Raw genomic sequence first — 14,734 nt, 5'->3', positions numbered from 1 at the left:
CTTCGAGCGTTTCGAGGACTTCGCCGGACGACGCCCAGCAGGGCGTCGAGCAACGTCTTCGAAGTTACGGAAAAGGCCAGTTCAAGGGATCGGAGCTGGGGTGGATCGTGGGTGGATCAGCCGGCTCCACCCACGGGTGGAGCCGGCGTCCGGGTCACCCCTAGGCGTCGATGCGCGAGCGGTCGAGCGTCGCGGCCGAGCTGCTGATGAACTCCTTGCGCGGCGCCACGTCCGTGCCCATGAGCAGATCGAAGACCTGCTCCGCGGCGTCCAGCTCGCCGATGTTGATCCGGCGCAGCGTGCGGTGACGCGGGTCCATCGTGGTCTCGGCCAGCTGGTCGGCGTCCATCTCCCCGAGGCCCTTGTAACGCTGGATCGAGTCCTTGTAGCGCACGCCCTTGCGCTGGTACTCGAGGAGCGTCTCGCGCAGCTCGCGGTCCGAGTACGTGTAGACGTACTTTTCCTGGCCCTTCTTCGGCTGGACGAGCTCGATGCGGTGCAGCGGCGGCACCGCGGCGAACACGCGGCCCGCCTCGATCATCGGCCGCATGTAGCGCTGGAAGAGGGTCAGGAGCAGGGTGCGGATGTGCGCGCCGTCGACATCGGCATCCACGAGCAGGATGATCTTCCCGTAGCGCGCGGCGTCGATGTCGAAGGTCCGCCCGGACCCGGCTCCTATGACCTGGATGATCGCGCCGCACTCGGCGTTCTTCAGCATGTCCGACACGGACGACTTCTGAACGTTGAGGATCTTGCCGCGGATCGGCAGCAGCGCCTGGAACTCGGAGTTCCGGGCCAGCTTGGCGGTGCCGAGCGCGGAGTCACCCTCGACGATGAAGAGCTCGCTGCGCTCCACGTCGTCGCTGCGGCAGTCCGCCAGCTTGGCCGGCAACGACGACGACTCAAGGGCCGTCTTCCGGCGCTGCGCGTCCTTGTGCTGGCGGGCCGCGATCCGGGTACGGGCCGCGGCGACGGCCTTCTCCATGACGGCGCGGGCCTGGGCCTTCGCGTCACGCTTGGTGGAGGTCAGGAATGCCTTGAGCTCCTTGGCCACGACGTTCGCGACGATCCTGTTGGCCGCCGAGGTGCCGAGCACCTCCTTGGTCTGGCCCTCGAACTGCGGCTCGGCGAGACGCACCGTGACGACGGCCGTCAGACCCTCGAGGGCGTCGTCCTTGACGACGTCGTCCTCGGCGACGCGCAGCAGCTTCTGGGCACGCAGCACCTCGTTCATCGTCTTCGTGAGCGAGCGCTCGAAGCCGGTTACGTGGGTGCCGCCCTTGGGGGTGGCGATGATGTTGACGAACGACCTCAGTGTCGTGTCGTAACCGGTGCCCCAGCGCAGCGCGATGTCCACGCCGAGCTCGCGGGTTACCTCGGTCGGCGTCATCTGACCGTGGTCGTCGAGGACGGGAACGGTCTCCTTGAAGGTGCCCTGCCCGGAGAAGCGGATGACGTCGCAGACCGGCTTGTCGGCGGCGAGGTACTCGCAGAACTCGCTGATGCCGCCGTCGAAGCGGAAGGACTCCTCGCCCTTGCTGCCGCCGTCACCGAGCCCGTACTCGTCGCGCACGACGATGGTCAGCCCCGGCACGAGGAAGGCGGTCTGGCGGGCGCGCTGGTGCAGGTTCTCCAGGGAGAGCTTGGCGTCCTTGAGGAAGATCTGGCGGTCGGCCCAGTAGCGCACGCGCGTGCCGGTGCGGTTCTTCGGGATCCGCTTGACCTTGCTGAGCCGCGCGGCGGAGTCGAAGGTCGCGTCGGGTCCCGGCTTGGCGAAGGCACCGGGGACGCCGCGGCGGAAGCTGATGGCGTGCGTGTTCCCGCCTCGGTCGACCTCGACGTCGAGCCGCGCGGAGAGCGCGTTCACCACGGAGGCGCCCACGCCGTGCAGGCCGCCGGAGGCCGCGTAGGAGCCTCCGCCGAACTTGCCGCCCGCGTGCAGCTTGGTCATGACGACCTCGACCCCGGAGAGCCCGGTCTTGGGCTCGACGTCCACGGGGATGCCGCGGCCGTTGTCCCGCACCTCTACGGAGGCGTCGTCGTGGAGGATGACCTCGATGTGGTCGCAATAGCCGCCGAGGGCCTCATCGACGGAGTTGTCGATGATTTCCCAGAGGCAGTGCATCAGGCCACGACTGTCCGTCGACCCGATGTACATGCCAGGGCGTTTGCGTACGGCCTCGAGCCCCTCAAGGACGAGCAGGTGCCGCGCGGTGTAGTTGGAACTGTCCTTGTCCACGATGCCGCCTGCTCCGGTCAGCAGCGCTGTGGACGGCACGGACGTTTCGGCGGTCACGCAGTTCGCTCCTCGCTGAATTTCAGTTGGAACCCTTTTGGGTAAGGGGTCGGCTTCGGTCGCCGCTCAGAGGGTACCGAGGCCTGGTAGAGCCGTTGTAACGCAACCCTCACCTCTGCCCAGACTAGTCCAGCACCGTATGTGTGTTCGATCCCTCGATGGGGTGAAGCGCACATCACGTTCCCTTCGAGGCATGAACCATTTAGGCTCCGGGCACGTCCTCATGAACAAACCGACAAGCCAGTCGGCGAGGACCGACCTGACGGAACGCGCGAACCCGTAAGACACGTAAGAGACGCAATACGGCACATTCGCCGCCAACCGGCAGCAGACAGCCCCTCGGAAAGATTTTTCGAGGAAAAGCCACGAGCGGGAACGTTTTCGGCCTGGTTGGATGTTGACCCTGGTACGACAGCTCGTCGAGCTAGAGAAGAGGCGACGTGACTACTGTTCTGACCCCCGCGAGCCCCCTGACGGCCGCTGACCGCTGCGACCGTTGCGGCGCCCAGGCGTACCTGCGTGTGGTCCTCATCAGCGGTGGTGAACTGCTCTTCTGCGCCCACCATGGCCGCAAGTTCGAGCCGGAACTCAAGAAGATCGCCGCTGAGATACAGGACGAGACGGAGCGTCTGACCGCCGTTCCGGCAAGCGCCGAAACCGAGGAACGCTGACGCCTCGCACAACGACGAGCCAGCTCCGGCCCAGGCCGGTGACCGGGCGGCCATCCCTGCACCACAGGGGTGGCCGCCCGTCCTCGCATCAGCCCCACAGATGCCCGTGAGGCACCCTGACCGCCTCAGACAGGCTTCGGCATGACGCGCATTGCCTCCGACACCCGGGTGTAGACGCCGGGGCTTCCAGGGCGCCCACAGCCGTTCCCCCACGACACGAGCCCGATCAGGCGCCCACGCGCCACGAGAGGGCCACCACTGTCCCCCTGGCAGGCATCCTGCCCACCCTGCGGCACCCCCGCACACAGCATCGTGCGAGCGAGGAACGCCCCCTCGGCCCCGCGCGGATAGGCCGCCTTGCACACGGAGCCACCGAACACCTGCACGTCCGCGGCCCGCAGCATGGTCGCGTAGTCACCGGCCCCGGTGGTGTCACCCCAGCCGTAGACAGCGGCGCCGGTCCCGGTCGCGTACGCAGAGTCCCCCGCCCCGGCCATCGGGATCACATACCCCTCGGGTAGCTGCGCGTCCAGTGTGACGATCGCCACATCCCCGGAGTTGGTCTTGGGGTCGTAGTCGGGGTTGATCCAGGTGCGGCGTACCGGGATCTCCGCGCCCGACCGCGTCCGCAGGTCATCACGCCCCGCGATGACCTTGAGATCACCCAGGGCCCGCCGCTTGGAGCCCGGGACCCCGTGATCATCCAGGGCGCGCCGCGTGGCGCCCAGGACCTCGGGGCCGAGGCAGTGGGCGGCCGTCATGACGGTCGACCGCCCGACCACAACGCCGCCGCAGAACTGCCCGGATCGCGTACCCCCGAACCGGTCACGGCTGGAGAGCGCCACCACCCACGGACTGTCGGCCACCCGGACCGGCCGGCCCCCGATGACGACACCGTCCGCCACCGACGGGGCGGGTAAGGCCAGCGGCAGCAAGGCCGCCGCCACCAGCAGGGCAGATGCCCGGAACGACGTTCGGGCGAAGGGACGACGCATGCGGTGTCCTCACTCTGGGTTGTATCGACCCACCCAGCGTGAGCGAACTTCGTGCGTCATGCACACGAGCACATCGAAGGGCCCGGCCCCCACAGGGGAGCCGGGCCCTTCGATCACGTACCCACCGACCGGATCCGATCCGGACGGTCGCGCTTCTAGTCCAGGTAGTCGCGCAGCACCTGCGAACGCGACGGGTGGCGCAGCTTCGACATCGTCTTGGACTCGATCTGACGGATCCGCTCACGCGTGACGCCGTAGACCTTGCCGATCTCGTCGAGGGTCTTCGGCTGACCGTCGGTGAGACCGAAACGCATCGAGACGACGCCCGCCTCGCGCTCCGACAGGGTGTCGAGGACGGAGTGCAGCTGCTCCTGGAGGAGCGTGAAGCTGACTGCGTCGGCCGGCACGACCGCCTCGGAGTCCTCGATGAGGTCACCGAACTCGCTGTCGCCGTCCTCACCCAGGGGGGTGTGGAGGGAGATCGGCTCGCGGCCGTACTTCTGGACCTCGATGACCTTCTCCGGGGTCATGTCGAGTTCCTTGGCCAGCTCCTCCGGGGTGGGCTCGCGGCCCAGGTCCTGGAGCATCTGGCGCTGCACGCGCGCGAGCTTGTTGATGACCTCGACCATGTGCACCGGGATACGGATGGTGCGGGCCTGGTCGGCCATGGCGCGGGTGATGGCCTGACGGATCCACCAGGTGGCGTACGTGGAGAACTTGTAGCCCTTGGTGTAGTCGAACTTCTCGACCGCGCGGATCAGACCGAGGTTGCCCTCCTGAATGAGGTCCAGGAAAAGCATGCCGCGGCCGGTGTAGCGCTTGGCCAGGGAGACCACCAGACGGAGGTTGGCCTCCAGGAGGTGGTTCTTGGCGCGACGGCCGTCCTCGGCGATGATCTCCAGCTCGCGCTTGAGCTTCGGCGCGAGCTTGTCGGCGTTGGCGAGCTTGTCCTCGGCGAACAGGCCGGCCTCGATGCGCTTGGCGAGCTCGACCTCCTGCTCGGCGTTGAGCAGCGGGACCTTACCGATCTGCTTCAGGTAGTCCTTGACGGGGTCGGCGGTGGCGCCGGCCGCGGCGACCTGCTGCGCGGGCGCGTCGTCCTCGTCCTCGTCGGACAGGACGAAGCCCTGCGCGCCCTCCTCGCCGGGCTCGCCTTCGGCCTTGGCCGTGCCGGGGGTCTCCTCGGCCTCGTCGTCGACCTCGTCGTCCTTCTTGCCGGACGTCTTCTTCGCCGCCGCCTTCTTGGCGACGGTCTTCTTGGCGGCGGCCTTCTTGGCCGTCGTCTTCTTGGCTGCGACCTTCTTGGGTTCGGCGTCCTCAGCCTCGGCCTCTCCGGCCGGGGACTCGGGGGTGGCCGTGGCAGCGACCTTCTTCGCCGTGACCGTCTTGGCGGCGACGGTCTTGGTGGCGGTGCGCTTGACCGGGCTCTTAGCTGCGACGCTCTTGCGGGGGCGCTTCGGCTCCGCGGCACTGACCATCAGCGTCACACCCTCTTCCTCGAGGATCTGGTTGAGGCTGCGCAGAACGTTCTTCCACTGAGTGGCCGGAATCTGGTCGGCCTCGAAGGCACGGCGCACGTCGTCGCCGGCGATCTGGCCATCAGCCTTTCCCCGCTCAATGAGCGCCATGACAGAGACGGACTCGGCGATCTCCGGCGGGAGCGTACGGGATGTGCTGGCCGACACGAACAACCTCTCGGAACGTTGGAAAACGGCTTCCGGCCCCGTCCTGTGAGGACCGGAGCCGACGACCGCCGGCTTGGGGATGGGCCGACGGCGCGGGCGGGGGCCGGGGAGATGGACAGCGCCATACGCGGCTGCTGTATTCCCTCCTCGACTGTCGCCTCTTAGGTCATCGCGCTGTTCCGAGGAGCGTTACGCCCAATCTGCGTGGCCCGAGTCACACCCCGTAAGCGGTCAAAAACTAATGGATACGGTCAAACATGGCCACTCTTCGGGTACCCAGCTCGAACCGGCGGAACCACGGTCCACGCATATGTCGCCGGATCGCGCCGGGTCCGGAGGGATCAGGCGCGATCCGGCGACACATGGGGAACAGATGGTGAGCGCACCCGGACCGTGCGGTGCATCGGACACCGGGGGCCTGCACCGAGGGGCGGATCACCGAATCGCCGTGGAAGGCGTCAGTGCTCGCGGGGCGCGGGGACCACACGTTCGCCATCGGGGTGGACGGTGAGCAGCTGCCGCATGGCGGCCTCCGCACCCGTACCGTCACCCGCGGCGAGGGCGTCGGCGATCCGGCTGTGGTGGGCGACCGCCGCCTCGTTCGGACGGTCGCAGCCCGTGACGGGCCCCCCGGAAACCTGGAGGGCCGCGGAGACGATGCCGGACAGGTGCTCGAGCATGCGGTTGCCCGCGAGCTGGATGAGCAGGGAGTGGAACTCGGCGTCGGCACGGGCGAAGGTGATCGGGTCGCCCTGGCCCAGGGCGTGCCCCATGATCTCGACCATGTCGGTGAGCCGCTGCTGGACGTCCTCACGGCCGTGGCCGGCCGCGAGCCGGGCGGCGAGGGGCTCGATCGTCCAGCGCAACTCGTTCAGCTCCCGGCGCTGGTCGTCGCGCTGGGGGCCGAAGGCGCGCCATTCGATGATGTCCGGGTCGAGCAGGTTCCAGTCACTGACGGGGCGGACGCGGGTGCCGACATTGGGGCGGGCGCTGACCAGGCCCTTGGCCTCGAGGACGCGGAGCGACTCGCGGACGACGGTGCGGGACACCTCGAATCGCTGGCCGATCTCCTCGGGGACGAGCGGGCGGTCCGCGCCGAGATCCCCGGAAACGATCATCTGGCCCAGCTGCTGGACGAGCTGGCCGTGCAGGCCGCGGCCACGGCTCCCGGCGGCGCGGCGCCCCATCCGGCCGAGATCCTGATCCGCGACATCCCAAACAGGGGCGCCGACACGGTCGGCACCATTGGCCTCCCCATAGGGGTAACGGTCGAGTTCGCCCGGGCCGGACAGACCGGAGTCGGCGGAGCGGGCGGCGGTCATCATGGTGTGCGCAAGGGTACTCACGGATCTGTTGTCGGCGCCGCTCCCAAGTCCCTTGAGGTCTTTGGTGAAAAGCACACGAAAGGGTGATCGCTTACCCCATCGCAATTGACGCCTTATCGGACGGAAATGGGCGATCATCGGGGAGTTGTGCGCGCGGCCGGACCGGAAGGCATCGGACGGTCGTCATCGAGCCCTGGGACGCAGCACTGTGAGCAGATAAGCGCAGAGCAGAGCGGTCAGTGACAACGTCAGGGCGCCGCCCACAGGTTGAGCGATCATCCGCAGTCCCGCGGCCAGAAAACGCTCCGCCCCGAACGGCCAGTGCACAAGTGCCAGATCACGAAGCCTCGACGGAAGTCCCGCCGCCGTTCGCACAGACGGACCTGCCAAGGCCTCCTGTACGAGGGGCACGACGAGGATCGGAACGGCGAGTACGGCGGCCAGTCCGGCCGTCGTGGACCGGAAGACACCGGCGGCCAGCACCCCGGCCCAGGCGCAGCCCACGACGAGCGCGAGCCAACTCGCGCTCGATGAAAGCCAGTCGGCGGGAACCTTGGTGAGCTCTTCTCCGTACACAAGGTGAAGCAGCATCGCGTCGGACGCGACGACGATGAAGGCCAGCGAGACAGCGATGGCCGCTGCGACGACGAGTTTCGCGCAGAGAAGTCCCAGACGACGGGGGACGGTGCCACGGTCGGCGGCCAGCGCGGGGTGACGGAATTCGTCGCCGAACGCGAAGGCCCCGAGCAGCCCCGCACCGAGGGCGGCCGGCGGAAGCGGCAGCTCCCGCGGCCAGGCTGTCAGGAGACGGGCCTGCGGCGTGTGACCGGTCCGGGCGAGCAGTACGGCGACGATCGCGGAGGCCACGAGGACGGCGGCCACCGTGAGGTAACCGGTGGCGATGCCGGTCGCCCGGCGAACCTCGTAACGCAGCGGACGGAGCGGGCTGGGTGCGGGGTGGATCGTGATGGGGGGTGGGAGGGGGAACAGGGGGGAGGGGGGAGGGGCGGGGGGCGAGGAAGTTCCGACCGCCTGACGCCCCGGGTCGTCGCGCTGCGGTGACTCAACCGGGGAGGAGGCGCCGGCAAGGTCCGCGTCGGGTTCCGACGACTCCGTGACCGAAGGTGGCGACTCGGCGAGCGATGCCTGGGCGACGGCCGTCCGAGGCGCGGTCGGCTCCGTGTCGCGGACTGCTTCGGTGTGCGCCCGCGCCGGTACGCTCGCCGCCGGCCCCGCATCCCCGACCTCGTCCGCGAGTTGGTGGACCAGGATGCTGTGGCGGAACGCGGTTTCACCGACGTCCGCGCAGTTACTGCCGTATACGGAGAGGCGGTTGCCGTCCTCGTTCACGACCTCGACGGATCGCTGCGTCGCGCGCGCCTCCTTGGCCAGCAGGACACCGAGCCGGGCGGCATGCGGGCTGCGCACGGCGACGCGGGGGCGCAGCCGCGTACGGGAGAAGTCCGCGACTCCCTGGTCCGCGATGACACGTCCTGCCTCCATGGTGACCACGCGGTCAGCGGTCCGCGCCGCTTCCATGGCGTCGTCGGTGGAGAAGAGCACGGTGCCGCCGAGCGACGCGTGGGCCCGCAGGATGCCGTGCAGCCACTTGCCCTCACGCACCGAGAGCCCGTCGGCGGGCCCGTCCAGGACGAGGGTGTGGGGGTCCGCGAGAAGCGCGCAGGCGAGGCCGAGGCGCCTGTCCATGCCTCGCGAGAGCGTGCAGAGTCGCTGCTCACGCAGGCTGACGATGCCGACGACTTCGAGGACCTCGTCGGCACGCTGCACCGGCACGCCTGCGGCCGCGCACAACATACGCAGTTGCCCGCGCACGGTTCGCGACGGATGCCCCTGGACCTCGCCGAGCAACACGCCCACTTCGCGGGACGGATGGGGGATGCGGTGCAGGGGGCGGCCTCTGAAATGCGTGATTCCACGGCCTTGCTGGAGTTCGAGCATCAGCCGGATCGCCGTCGTCTTGCCGGACGCTCGGGCACCGAGCAGCGCCGTGACGCGACCCGTCGGCGCCTCGAAGGACACGTCGTCGACAGCGGGCGGGAGCTCCTGGCGGGGATTGCTGGTCAGTCCGAAGGCCTGGATCATCGCTTCTCTCGCAGGATGTGCGACCGCTCGGCGGCCGGGACCCGTCCGCCGAGCGGGGACGGACGAACCCCGTGGGTACCGCAGCAAGATAACGCGATATTTCCGTCTTTTCGGGCAGGGTGCGCGCTTCGGGTGTCCCTGCGCGGCGTGGGCGGGCAGAGCCCGGAGGTCAGGCCCCGTCAGCTCCGGGTCACACCTCGGGACGCAGCATCGGCGGGTTGAGCAGTGTCGCGCCCCCGGCTCGGAAGAGCTGGGCCGGCCTGCCGCCCTGGCGGGTGGTGGTCCCGCCGGTGGGCACGAGGAAGCCCGGGGTGCCCGTCACCTTGCGGTGGAAGTTGCGCGGATCGAGCGCGACGGCCCACACCGCCTCGTACACGCGCCGCAGCTCTCCGACCGTGAACTCGGGCGGGCAGAAGGCCGTGGCGAGCGACGAGTACTCGATCTTCGAGCGTGCGCGCTCCACGCCGTCCGCGAGGATCTGCGCATGATCGAAGGCCAAGGGCGCCGCCTGCTCACCCTCGCGCCCGTACCCGCTCTCGTTCAGCAGTGCCTCTACGGGTGCCCAGCGCGCGCTGTGCGCGTCGCCACCCGGACGCGGTGCGGGCAGATCCGGCGCCAGGGCCAGATGAGCGACGCTGACCACGCGCATACGAGGGTCGCGCTTGGGGTCGCCGTAGGTGGCCAGCTGCTCCAGGTGCGCGCCATTCACCTGGTCCGGGTCCGCGGGATCATGGGCGCAGAGCCCGGTCTCCTCGATCAGTTCGCGCGCCGCGGCGGACGACAGGTCCTCGTCGTCGCGCACGAAGCCGCCGGGGAGTGCCCAACGCCCCTGGAACGGCGGTTCGCCTCGCCGTACCGCGAGCGCACAGAGCGCGTGACGACGCACGGTCAGCACGACCAGGTCGACGGTGACTGCGAAGGGCGGGAAGGCCGACGGGTCGTAGGGCGACATGCCGTGATCATAGTCGTCTTCCTGACGATAAACACTCCCTTCGCGATCGTCGATCAAGGTCTTCTTCGAAGTCCCCGAGGTGGGACCCCGCCGATCCCCCGAACTCATGTCCGCCCCGGTCACACCCCCAACTGCAGCCCGTCGGCCGCCTCCTCGACCATTGCGAGACCGAGTCTGCTGACCCGCACCGAGAAGGGTGCGCCCGCGACCCGCAACCCGGCCAGCCCGATCTCCCCCAGGGGTGCGCTGCGCATCGGTCTCAGCGTCACCGTCCCGGCGGGCGCGTCCGGCCGGATGCCGACGAGGGCCGCGAGGATCTGCACCCCTGCCGCCGCGGCGGTGGCCGCGGGTCTGCAGGCGGCCGGATGCGGAAGCGGCGCGCCACCTTCGCAACGCTGCTCCCCCGCGTACATCTCGGGCAGCCGGAACCCGAATGCCTCGGCCGCCGACAGGACGCCCCGCAGCAGCGAACTCGACTCCTTCTCGTAGCCCGCAGCCGCCAGGCCGCCCACGGCCAGCGCCGTCTCCTGCACCCGCACAGCTCCGCCACGGTGCCCGAACGGGTTGTACGACGCCTCCCGTACGCCCAGACTGCGCAGCCCCCACCCCGAGTCGAGTGCCGGACCGCCCAGAAGCCGTGCGAGCTGTTCGGTCTGCACCTTGTCGAGGAGTCCCGGGGCCATCACACCGCCGCCAAGCAGCCCTGTGTCGAGGAGGTGGGCCGCGGCGCTGCCCAGGTGAGGCAGGAGGCGTCCGTCCGGCGTGCGGGCGGCGGCGGGCCTGCCGCCTCCGCGGTCCTCGGCCCAGAAGTCCTCACTGAACCGTGTCCGCAGCGCTTCGGCCCACTGGCGCAGTTCTACGGCGCCGGGTCGCCCATGGGCGTCGAGGAGATCCGCGCCGAGCAGGGCGGCCCGGTGGGCGTGGGCCTGGGTCTCGCAGCGCAACGGTCCTGCGGGGCCGGGGTCCGCCAGGTACGTCCCTTCGCCAATGGCTGCTCTCAGCCAGTGCAGGCAGCGCTCCGCGGTGGGCAGCAGCTCGGCGACCTCCTGCTCGGGAAGGCCCCAGCGTCTCGCCTCCGCGAGGAGCGCCGGAAACAGGAGCGTCGCTTCGGTTCCGGTACAGCCGGGCGGCAGATGCGGTCCTGCGTCTCTCAGCGGGCCGGGAATCATCCCCGACTCCCTACCCTTTCCCGGGAGTTGGGTCCGGGCGAGGGCCCTGAGCGTGCCCGCGGCCAACCGGGTTCCCCAAGGCAGCGCCATCCGCGCGGCCGCCAGCGCCTCGGCCGGAGCCAGACCACAGCGCCAGGGCGCGCCTGCAGCGAGGTAGAGGTCCGAGGGGTGCGCAGGGTCGCGCAGCAGCAATGCGTGCAGGTCCTCGGCGCAGGTTCTCAGCAGCAGCCCCACGCGTGCGTCGTCCCCTGCGGCCTCCGCCCCGGCGAGCGGACGTACGGTGCCATGCCCGACCGGCCGGCCCGCCCCTCCGCCGTCGGCCCGTACCCGTAGTTCGACACTCCACGTGCCACCCGGAGGCAGGTCGAACTCCCAGCGCAGCAGGCCGGCGGAGGCGAGCGCGTCCCGGGGCGGCGGGTCGGCGGTGACGACGGCGTGGCCCGATGGCGACGACCACCGCATGCCGGAGTCGTGGACGGTGGCGGACAGTGCACGCCCGGGCCGTCCGGCCGCCACCGCGCCCAGCTCGGCCAGATCCGTACCGAGCGCGACCTCGACCGGCAGTCGCAGCGGGCGTGTGGCCGAGCTGCGCAGCGTAATCCGCTCAGTGCCGTCGGCATGCCGCATCCGCTCGACCATGATGTCCGGATCGGGGCCGCCGTCCACGACAGGCCTCAGCGTCGCCACGAACCGGGCCCGGTCGGCGGCGACCATACGGGCCTGAACCGCGACCGGCTCGCGCCCCGCCACGCGGAGCAGGCAGCGCGACAACAAACGACGCCCGGCGCGGTAGAAGCCCTCCAGGCCATCGCCCGTCAGCTGCCCTTGCTGTGACGAAATCGCGAGCGAGGGCAGGGCCACGCAGATCAGCGCCCTGTGCGCAGGCGGCAACTCCGCGGAGCGCCGGGGAGCGGGTGCGTTCGCGCGACCGTCGTGCGCATGCAGGGGTGGAGCATTACGGGTGGCAGGTGGAGCCGGGTCCTTGCGGTGAGCGGACGAGGTCGCTGGGGGGATTGCAGATGTCACCGCCCGAGCGGATGGCGCCCCCGCGATGGCGGTAGACGGCCCCGCGGTGCCAGATGGCGCTCCCTGCCCCGAGGGCGCGGACGACACCCCAGCGGGTGCGATCGTCACCCCAGCGGGCTCGGGCGATACCCCAGCCGGTGGAAGGGGCGACATCCCTGCGGGGACTCCAGAGGCCCGGCCCACACCTCCGCCGAGGCGGTCGACGAACGAGTCCTCCAAGGGACTCTCGAAGGACGCCTTGAGCGAGTCTTCGGGCTCCGGGGCGCGTGTAGCTGAAGGCATCACCGCCGCCTCGTCCCCGGACAACCAGCGGTACCGGTCTCGCGGGGCGGTCCGGCGGCACCTGGTGGGGCGTCTTTCTCCAGGGCGAGCAGCACCGGCACGGCGCAAGTCGATACGGCGGACACGGTCGACGACGTGGGGGGCGGCATGGGGCGGCTCCTTCCGCGCTGGGCGCGCGCGAGGCGCCGATGGCGCTCCGAAGGGTCGGCGGGGAGACAGCGGCGCATCCCGGTCACGGGCTGCGCCACAGAGGTGAACGGGCCTGCCCCATCCCAAGTCACGCCCGCGGCAAAGGAAGCCGAGCAGCCGACGCCCCATGCCGCTCCCCAACTCCCCCACACCGGCCGGTGCCCGCGCTGCTGCAAGGTCGGGCATGCGTAACCTGCGCCACGAACCGGCGCTCATCCGTTCCGCCTCGTCCCCTGCCGCCCCGCTCGGCGACGTCCCTGCGGTCGCCGCGGCGCATGCGCCCCAGCCTGGGCGGGCCCCTTACCCGCGCCTGCACGTCGCGATCCGCGCCGGCGCAGGGCCGCTTCCAGGGCCCGCGTCACCCGATCCTCGGCCGGTTCCCGTGAGTCCTCGGCACTTGGCCGCCCAGAGGATCCTGTGCCCCTACGGCCGGCGGCACCTTCGGCTTTGACGCCGGCAACGGGCCCCGCGCCTACCGCTACTCCAGCACCGGCTCCGTCAGAGCCGTCCTCGGAACCCGCGCCGGACGGCGTCACGTTCCGCTCGTCCCGGGTCTTGCGCAGGCTTCGCCGCACCGGCTCCGGATCCAGGTCCGCGCTGCACGCCTCCATGAGGAGCCGGGCGAAGACGTATCGGGGATCCGCCGCCAGAGCCATGTCCAATGCCTCGCCTGCCTCCACTCGGTCGCCCAGAGACCACGCGACCCAGCCGGCGAGCGTCAGTGGCGCCGCCGCGTGTTCGCCGTACGGGCCCACGCAACGGCGGGCCAGGGCCCGCCACAGACGCAGCACGAGCGGTGCCTCGTCGCCCTCCATCCACTCGGCGGCGTGATCCCGGGTCAGCCGGTCCTGGAGGCCGAGGATCAGCCTCGCCGCTTCGTCATGCGCGAGCTGCTCGTCGTCTTTGAGATCGGCCTCGAGCGTGTCGCTGCCGGTCGGCAGGTGCCCGAAACGGCTCCAGACCCGCCGTGCGAGATCGAGCGTCTCGTCCGCGACCTCAACGCGCGGGACTCCGGCGAGAATCCTGGGGACCAGAGCCATGGCCGCGGCGTCCAGCGCACGCTCCTGCTCCGGCACCGCCGCCGTCTGCCACGGTGTGAGCCTCGCCCTCATCTCCCTCAGCGGGCGCCGCACTTGGATGCCCGCGTAGGTCATCGCGGCTGCCGTGACGGACGTACCGGACACGGCCAGCGGTGTGCCGTCGGGCGGGCAGCACTCCGCGACAGGGCAGCTGTACGACCAGAAGTGATCGTCGGCGATGCAGAGGGTCTCGACCACGGGCACGTCGAGGCGGCCGCACGCCAGGCGCAGCATCTGCGCCAGTGGGTGCAGCCGTTCCATGATCTGCCGACCGGTCTCAGCGATCTCCGGATCCCGGCACAGGAACGCGACGATGCCGTCCGGCGTACCGTCCTTCCTCTCGCATCCGCTGATCAGGCACTTGGCCATCTCGTCCGCGACGGACGGCCAGTCGCCGGGGCGCTCGGGAATCCCGAGTCGCACGCGCCCGCCGAAGCGTCCGCGATGCAGGGCGACAAGCACGATGCTGTCCTCAGGCTTGAACCCGAGCAAGTACGGGAGCGCTTCGGCCAGTTCGGAGGGGTTGCGCAGGGTGACCTGTTCCGTGCCGGGTGCGCCGGCTGCTTCGCTGTGATTCGTCATGTGACGACCATGCCGCGAATCTCAAGATTCCGCTTTGACCTGTGGATAACCCGGATCAGGGACACGACAGGAGTTGTCCACAGCCCGGAAGGGCCACTCGCGCGAAGCGGACCCACCAGGCCATGCTTGTCCCAGCCATGTCGTTCACTTGCTGACGTCGACTCAGCGGCCTTATGTGAAAAGGAACTTCGGGCACGAGGCGCACGAGCCGCGATCAGGCGTGGCTCTCACTCTCTCGCTTGAGGTTGTTGACCCAGGCGTGGAGCAAGGCGTCGAGGGGGCCTGCAGGTTGGCGGTGTCGGCGTCGACCGGTGTGCCGGTCCAGGGCCGCTCGGTGTGGACGAGCACGCCGTTCTTGGTGGGCGTGAACGTCCACACGT

At 70.0% G+C, this 14,734-nt stretch carries 9 protein-coding genes; 1 reads left to right on the top strand and 8 read right to left on the bottom strand.

Translation table 11 applies throughout. The annotated features are described in order from the left end of the window. Positions 1–160: 160 nt before the first annotated feature. Complete coding sequence (locus tag ACZ67T_RS00210; RefSeq protein WP_469980574.1) at positions 161–2,296, bottom strand: DNA gyrase/topoisomerase IV subunit B; 2,136 nt, start codon at positions 2,294–2,296, stop codon at positions 161–163. 440 nt (positions 2,297–2,736) lie between these two features. Between ACZ67T_RS00210 and ACZ67T_RS00205 the strand changes: the two genes are divergently transcribed. Then, entirely contained in the window at positions 2,737–2,967 is a 231-nt protein-coding gene (locus ACZ67T_RS00205) for a DUF7455 domain-containing protein (RefSeq protein ID WP_207826496.1), read from the top strand. Between the two features lie 125 nt (positions 2,968–3,092). Here ACZ67T_RS00205 and ACZ67T_RS00200 read toward each other — a convergent pair whose 3' ends face one another. The 7 genes from ACZ67T_RS00200 to ACZ67T_RS00170 all read right to left on the bottom strand — a co-directional run bounded on the left by ACZ67T_RS00200 (position 3,093) and on the right by ACZ67T_RS00170 (position 14,354). Further along, a complete protein-coding gene (locus tag ACZ67T_RS00200) occupies positions 3,093–3,962 on the bottom strand; it encodes a S1 family peptidase (RefSeq protein ID WP_469980571.1) in 870 nt (289 codons plus the stop codon). 155 nt (positions 3,963–4,117) lie between these two features. Beyond that, positions 4,118–5,653 (bottom strand): RNA polymerase sigma factor, encoded by a 1,536-nt coding sequence (locus tag ACZ67T_RS00195; protein WP_469980569.1) that lies wholly within the window; start codon positions 5,651–5,653, stop codon positions 4,118–4,120. Positions 5,654–6,105: 452 nt separating this feature from the next. Further along, positions 6,106–6,993 (bottom strand): FadR/GntR family transcriptional regulator, encoded by an 888-nt coding sequence (locus tag ACZ67T_RS00190; protein WP_469980567.1) that lies wholly within the window; start codon positions 6,991–6,993, stop codon positions 6,106–6,108. Between the two features lie 162 nt (positions 6,994–7,155). Beyond that, the gene (locus tag ACZ67T_RS00185) at positions 7,156–9,075 is read right to left on the bottom strand and encodes an ABC transporter ATP-binding protein (RefSeq protein ID WP_469980565.1); all 1,920 of its coding nucleotides are present in this window, start codon (positions 9,073–9,075) and stop codon (positions 7,156–7,158) included. Between the two features lie 190 nt (positions 9,076–9,265). Beyond that, positions 9,266–10,027, bottom strand: a complete 762-nt coding sequence (locus ACZ67T_RS00180; protein ID WP_469980563.1) for an NUDIX hydrolase — start codon at positions 10,025–10,027, stop codon at positions 9,266–9,268. 119 nt (positions 10,028–10,146) lie between these two features. Further along, the gene (locus ACZ67T_RS00175) at positions 10,147–12,057 is read right to left on the bottom strand and encodes a glycogen debranching N-terminal domain-containing protein (RefSeq protein ID WP_469980562.1); all 1,911 of its coding nucleotides are present in this window, start codon (positions 12,055–12,057) and stop codon (positions 10,147–10,149) included. Between the two features lie 848 nt (positions 12,058–12,905). Next, entirely contained in the window at positions 12,906–14,354 is a 1,449-nt protein-coding gene (locus ACZ67T_RS00170; protein WP_469980561.1) for a DUF4192 domain-containing protein, read from the bottom strand. Positions 14,355–14,734 lie beyond the last annotated feature (380 nt).

It is taken from the genome of Streptomyces sp. NPDC107517, assembly GCF_055582645.1.
Note: the sequence above shows the minus strand (reverse complement) of the source record. Positions and strands in the feature narration are given on the sequence as shown.

What these genes read in the sequence shown, in the direction of transcription:
- ACZ67T_RS00170 (WP_469980561.1), bottom strand. Translation starts at nt 14,354, where the DNA reads ATGACGAATCACAGCGAAGCAGCCGGCGCACCCGGCACGGAACAGGTC.
- ACZ67T_RS00185 (WP_469980565.1), bottom strand. Translation starts at nt 9,075, where the DNA reads ATGATCCAGGCCTTCGGACTGACCAGCAATCCCCGCCAGGAGCTCCCG.
- ACZ67T_RS00200 (WP_469980571.1), bottom strand. Translation starts at nt 3,962, where the DNA reads ATGCGTCGTCCCTTCGCCCGAACGTCGTTCCGGGCATCTGCCCTGCTG.
- ACZ67T_RS00180 (WP_469980563.1), bottom strand. Translation starts at nt 10,027, where the DNA reads ATGTCGCCCTACGACCCGTCGGCCTTCCCGCCCTTCGCAGTCACCGTC.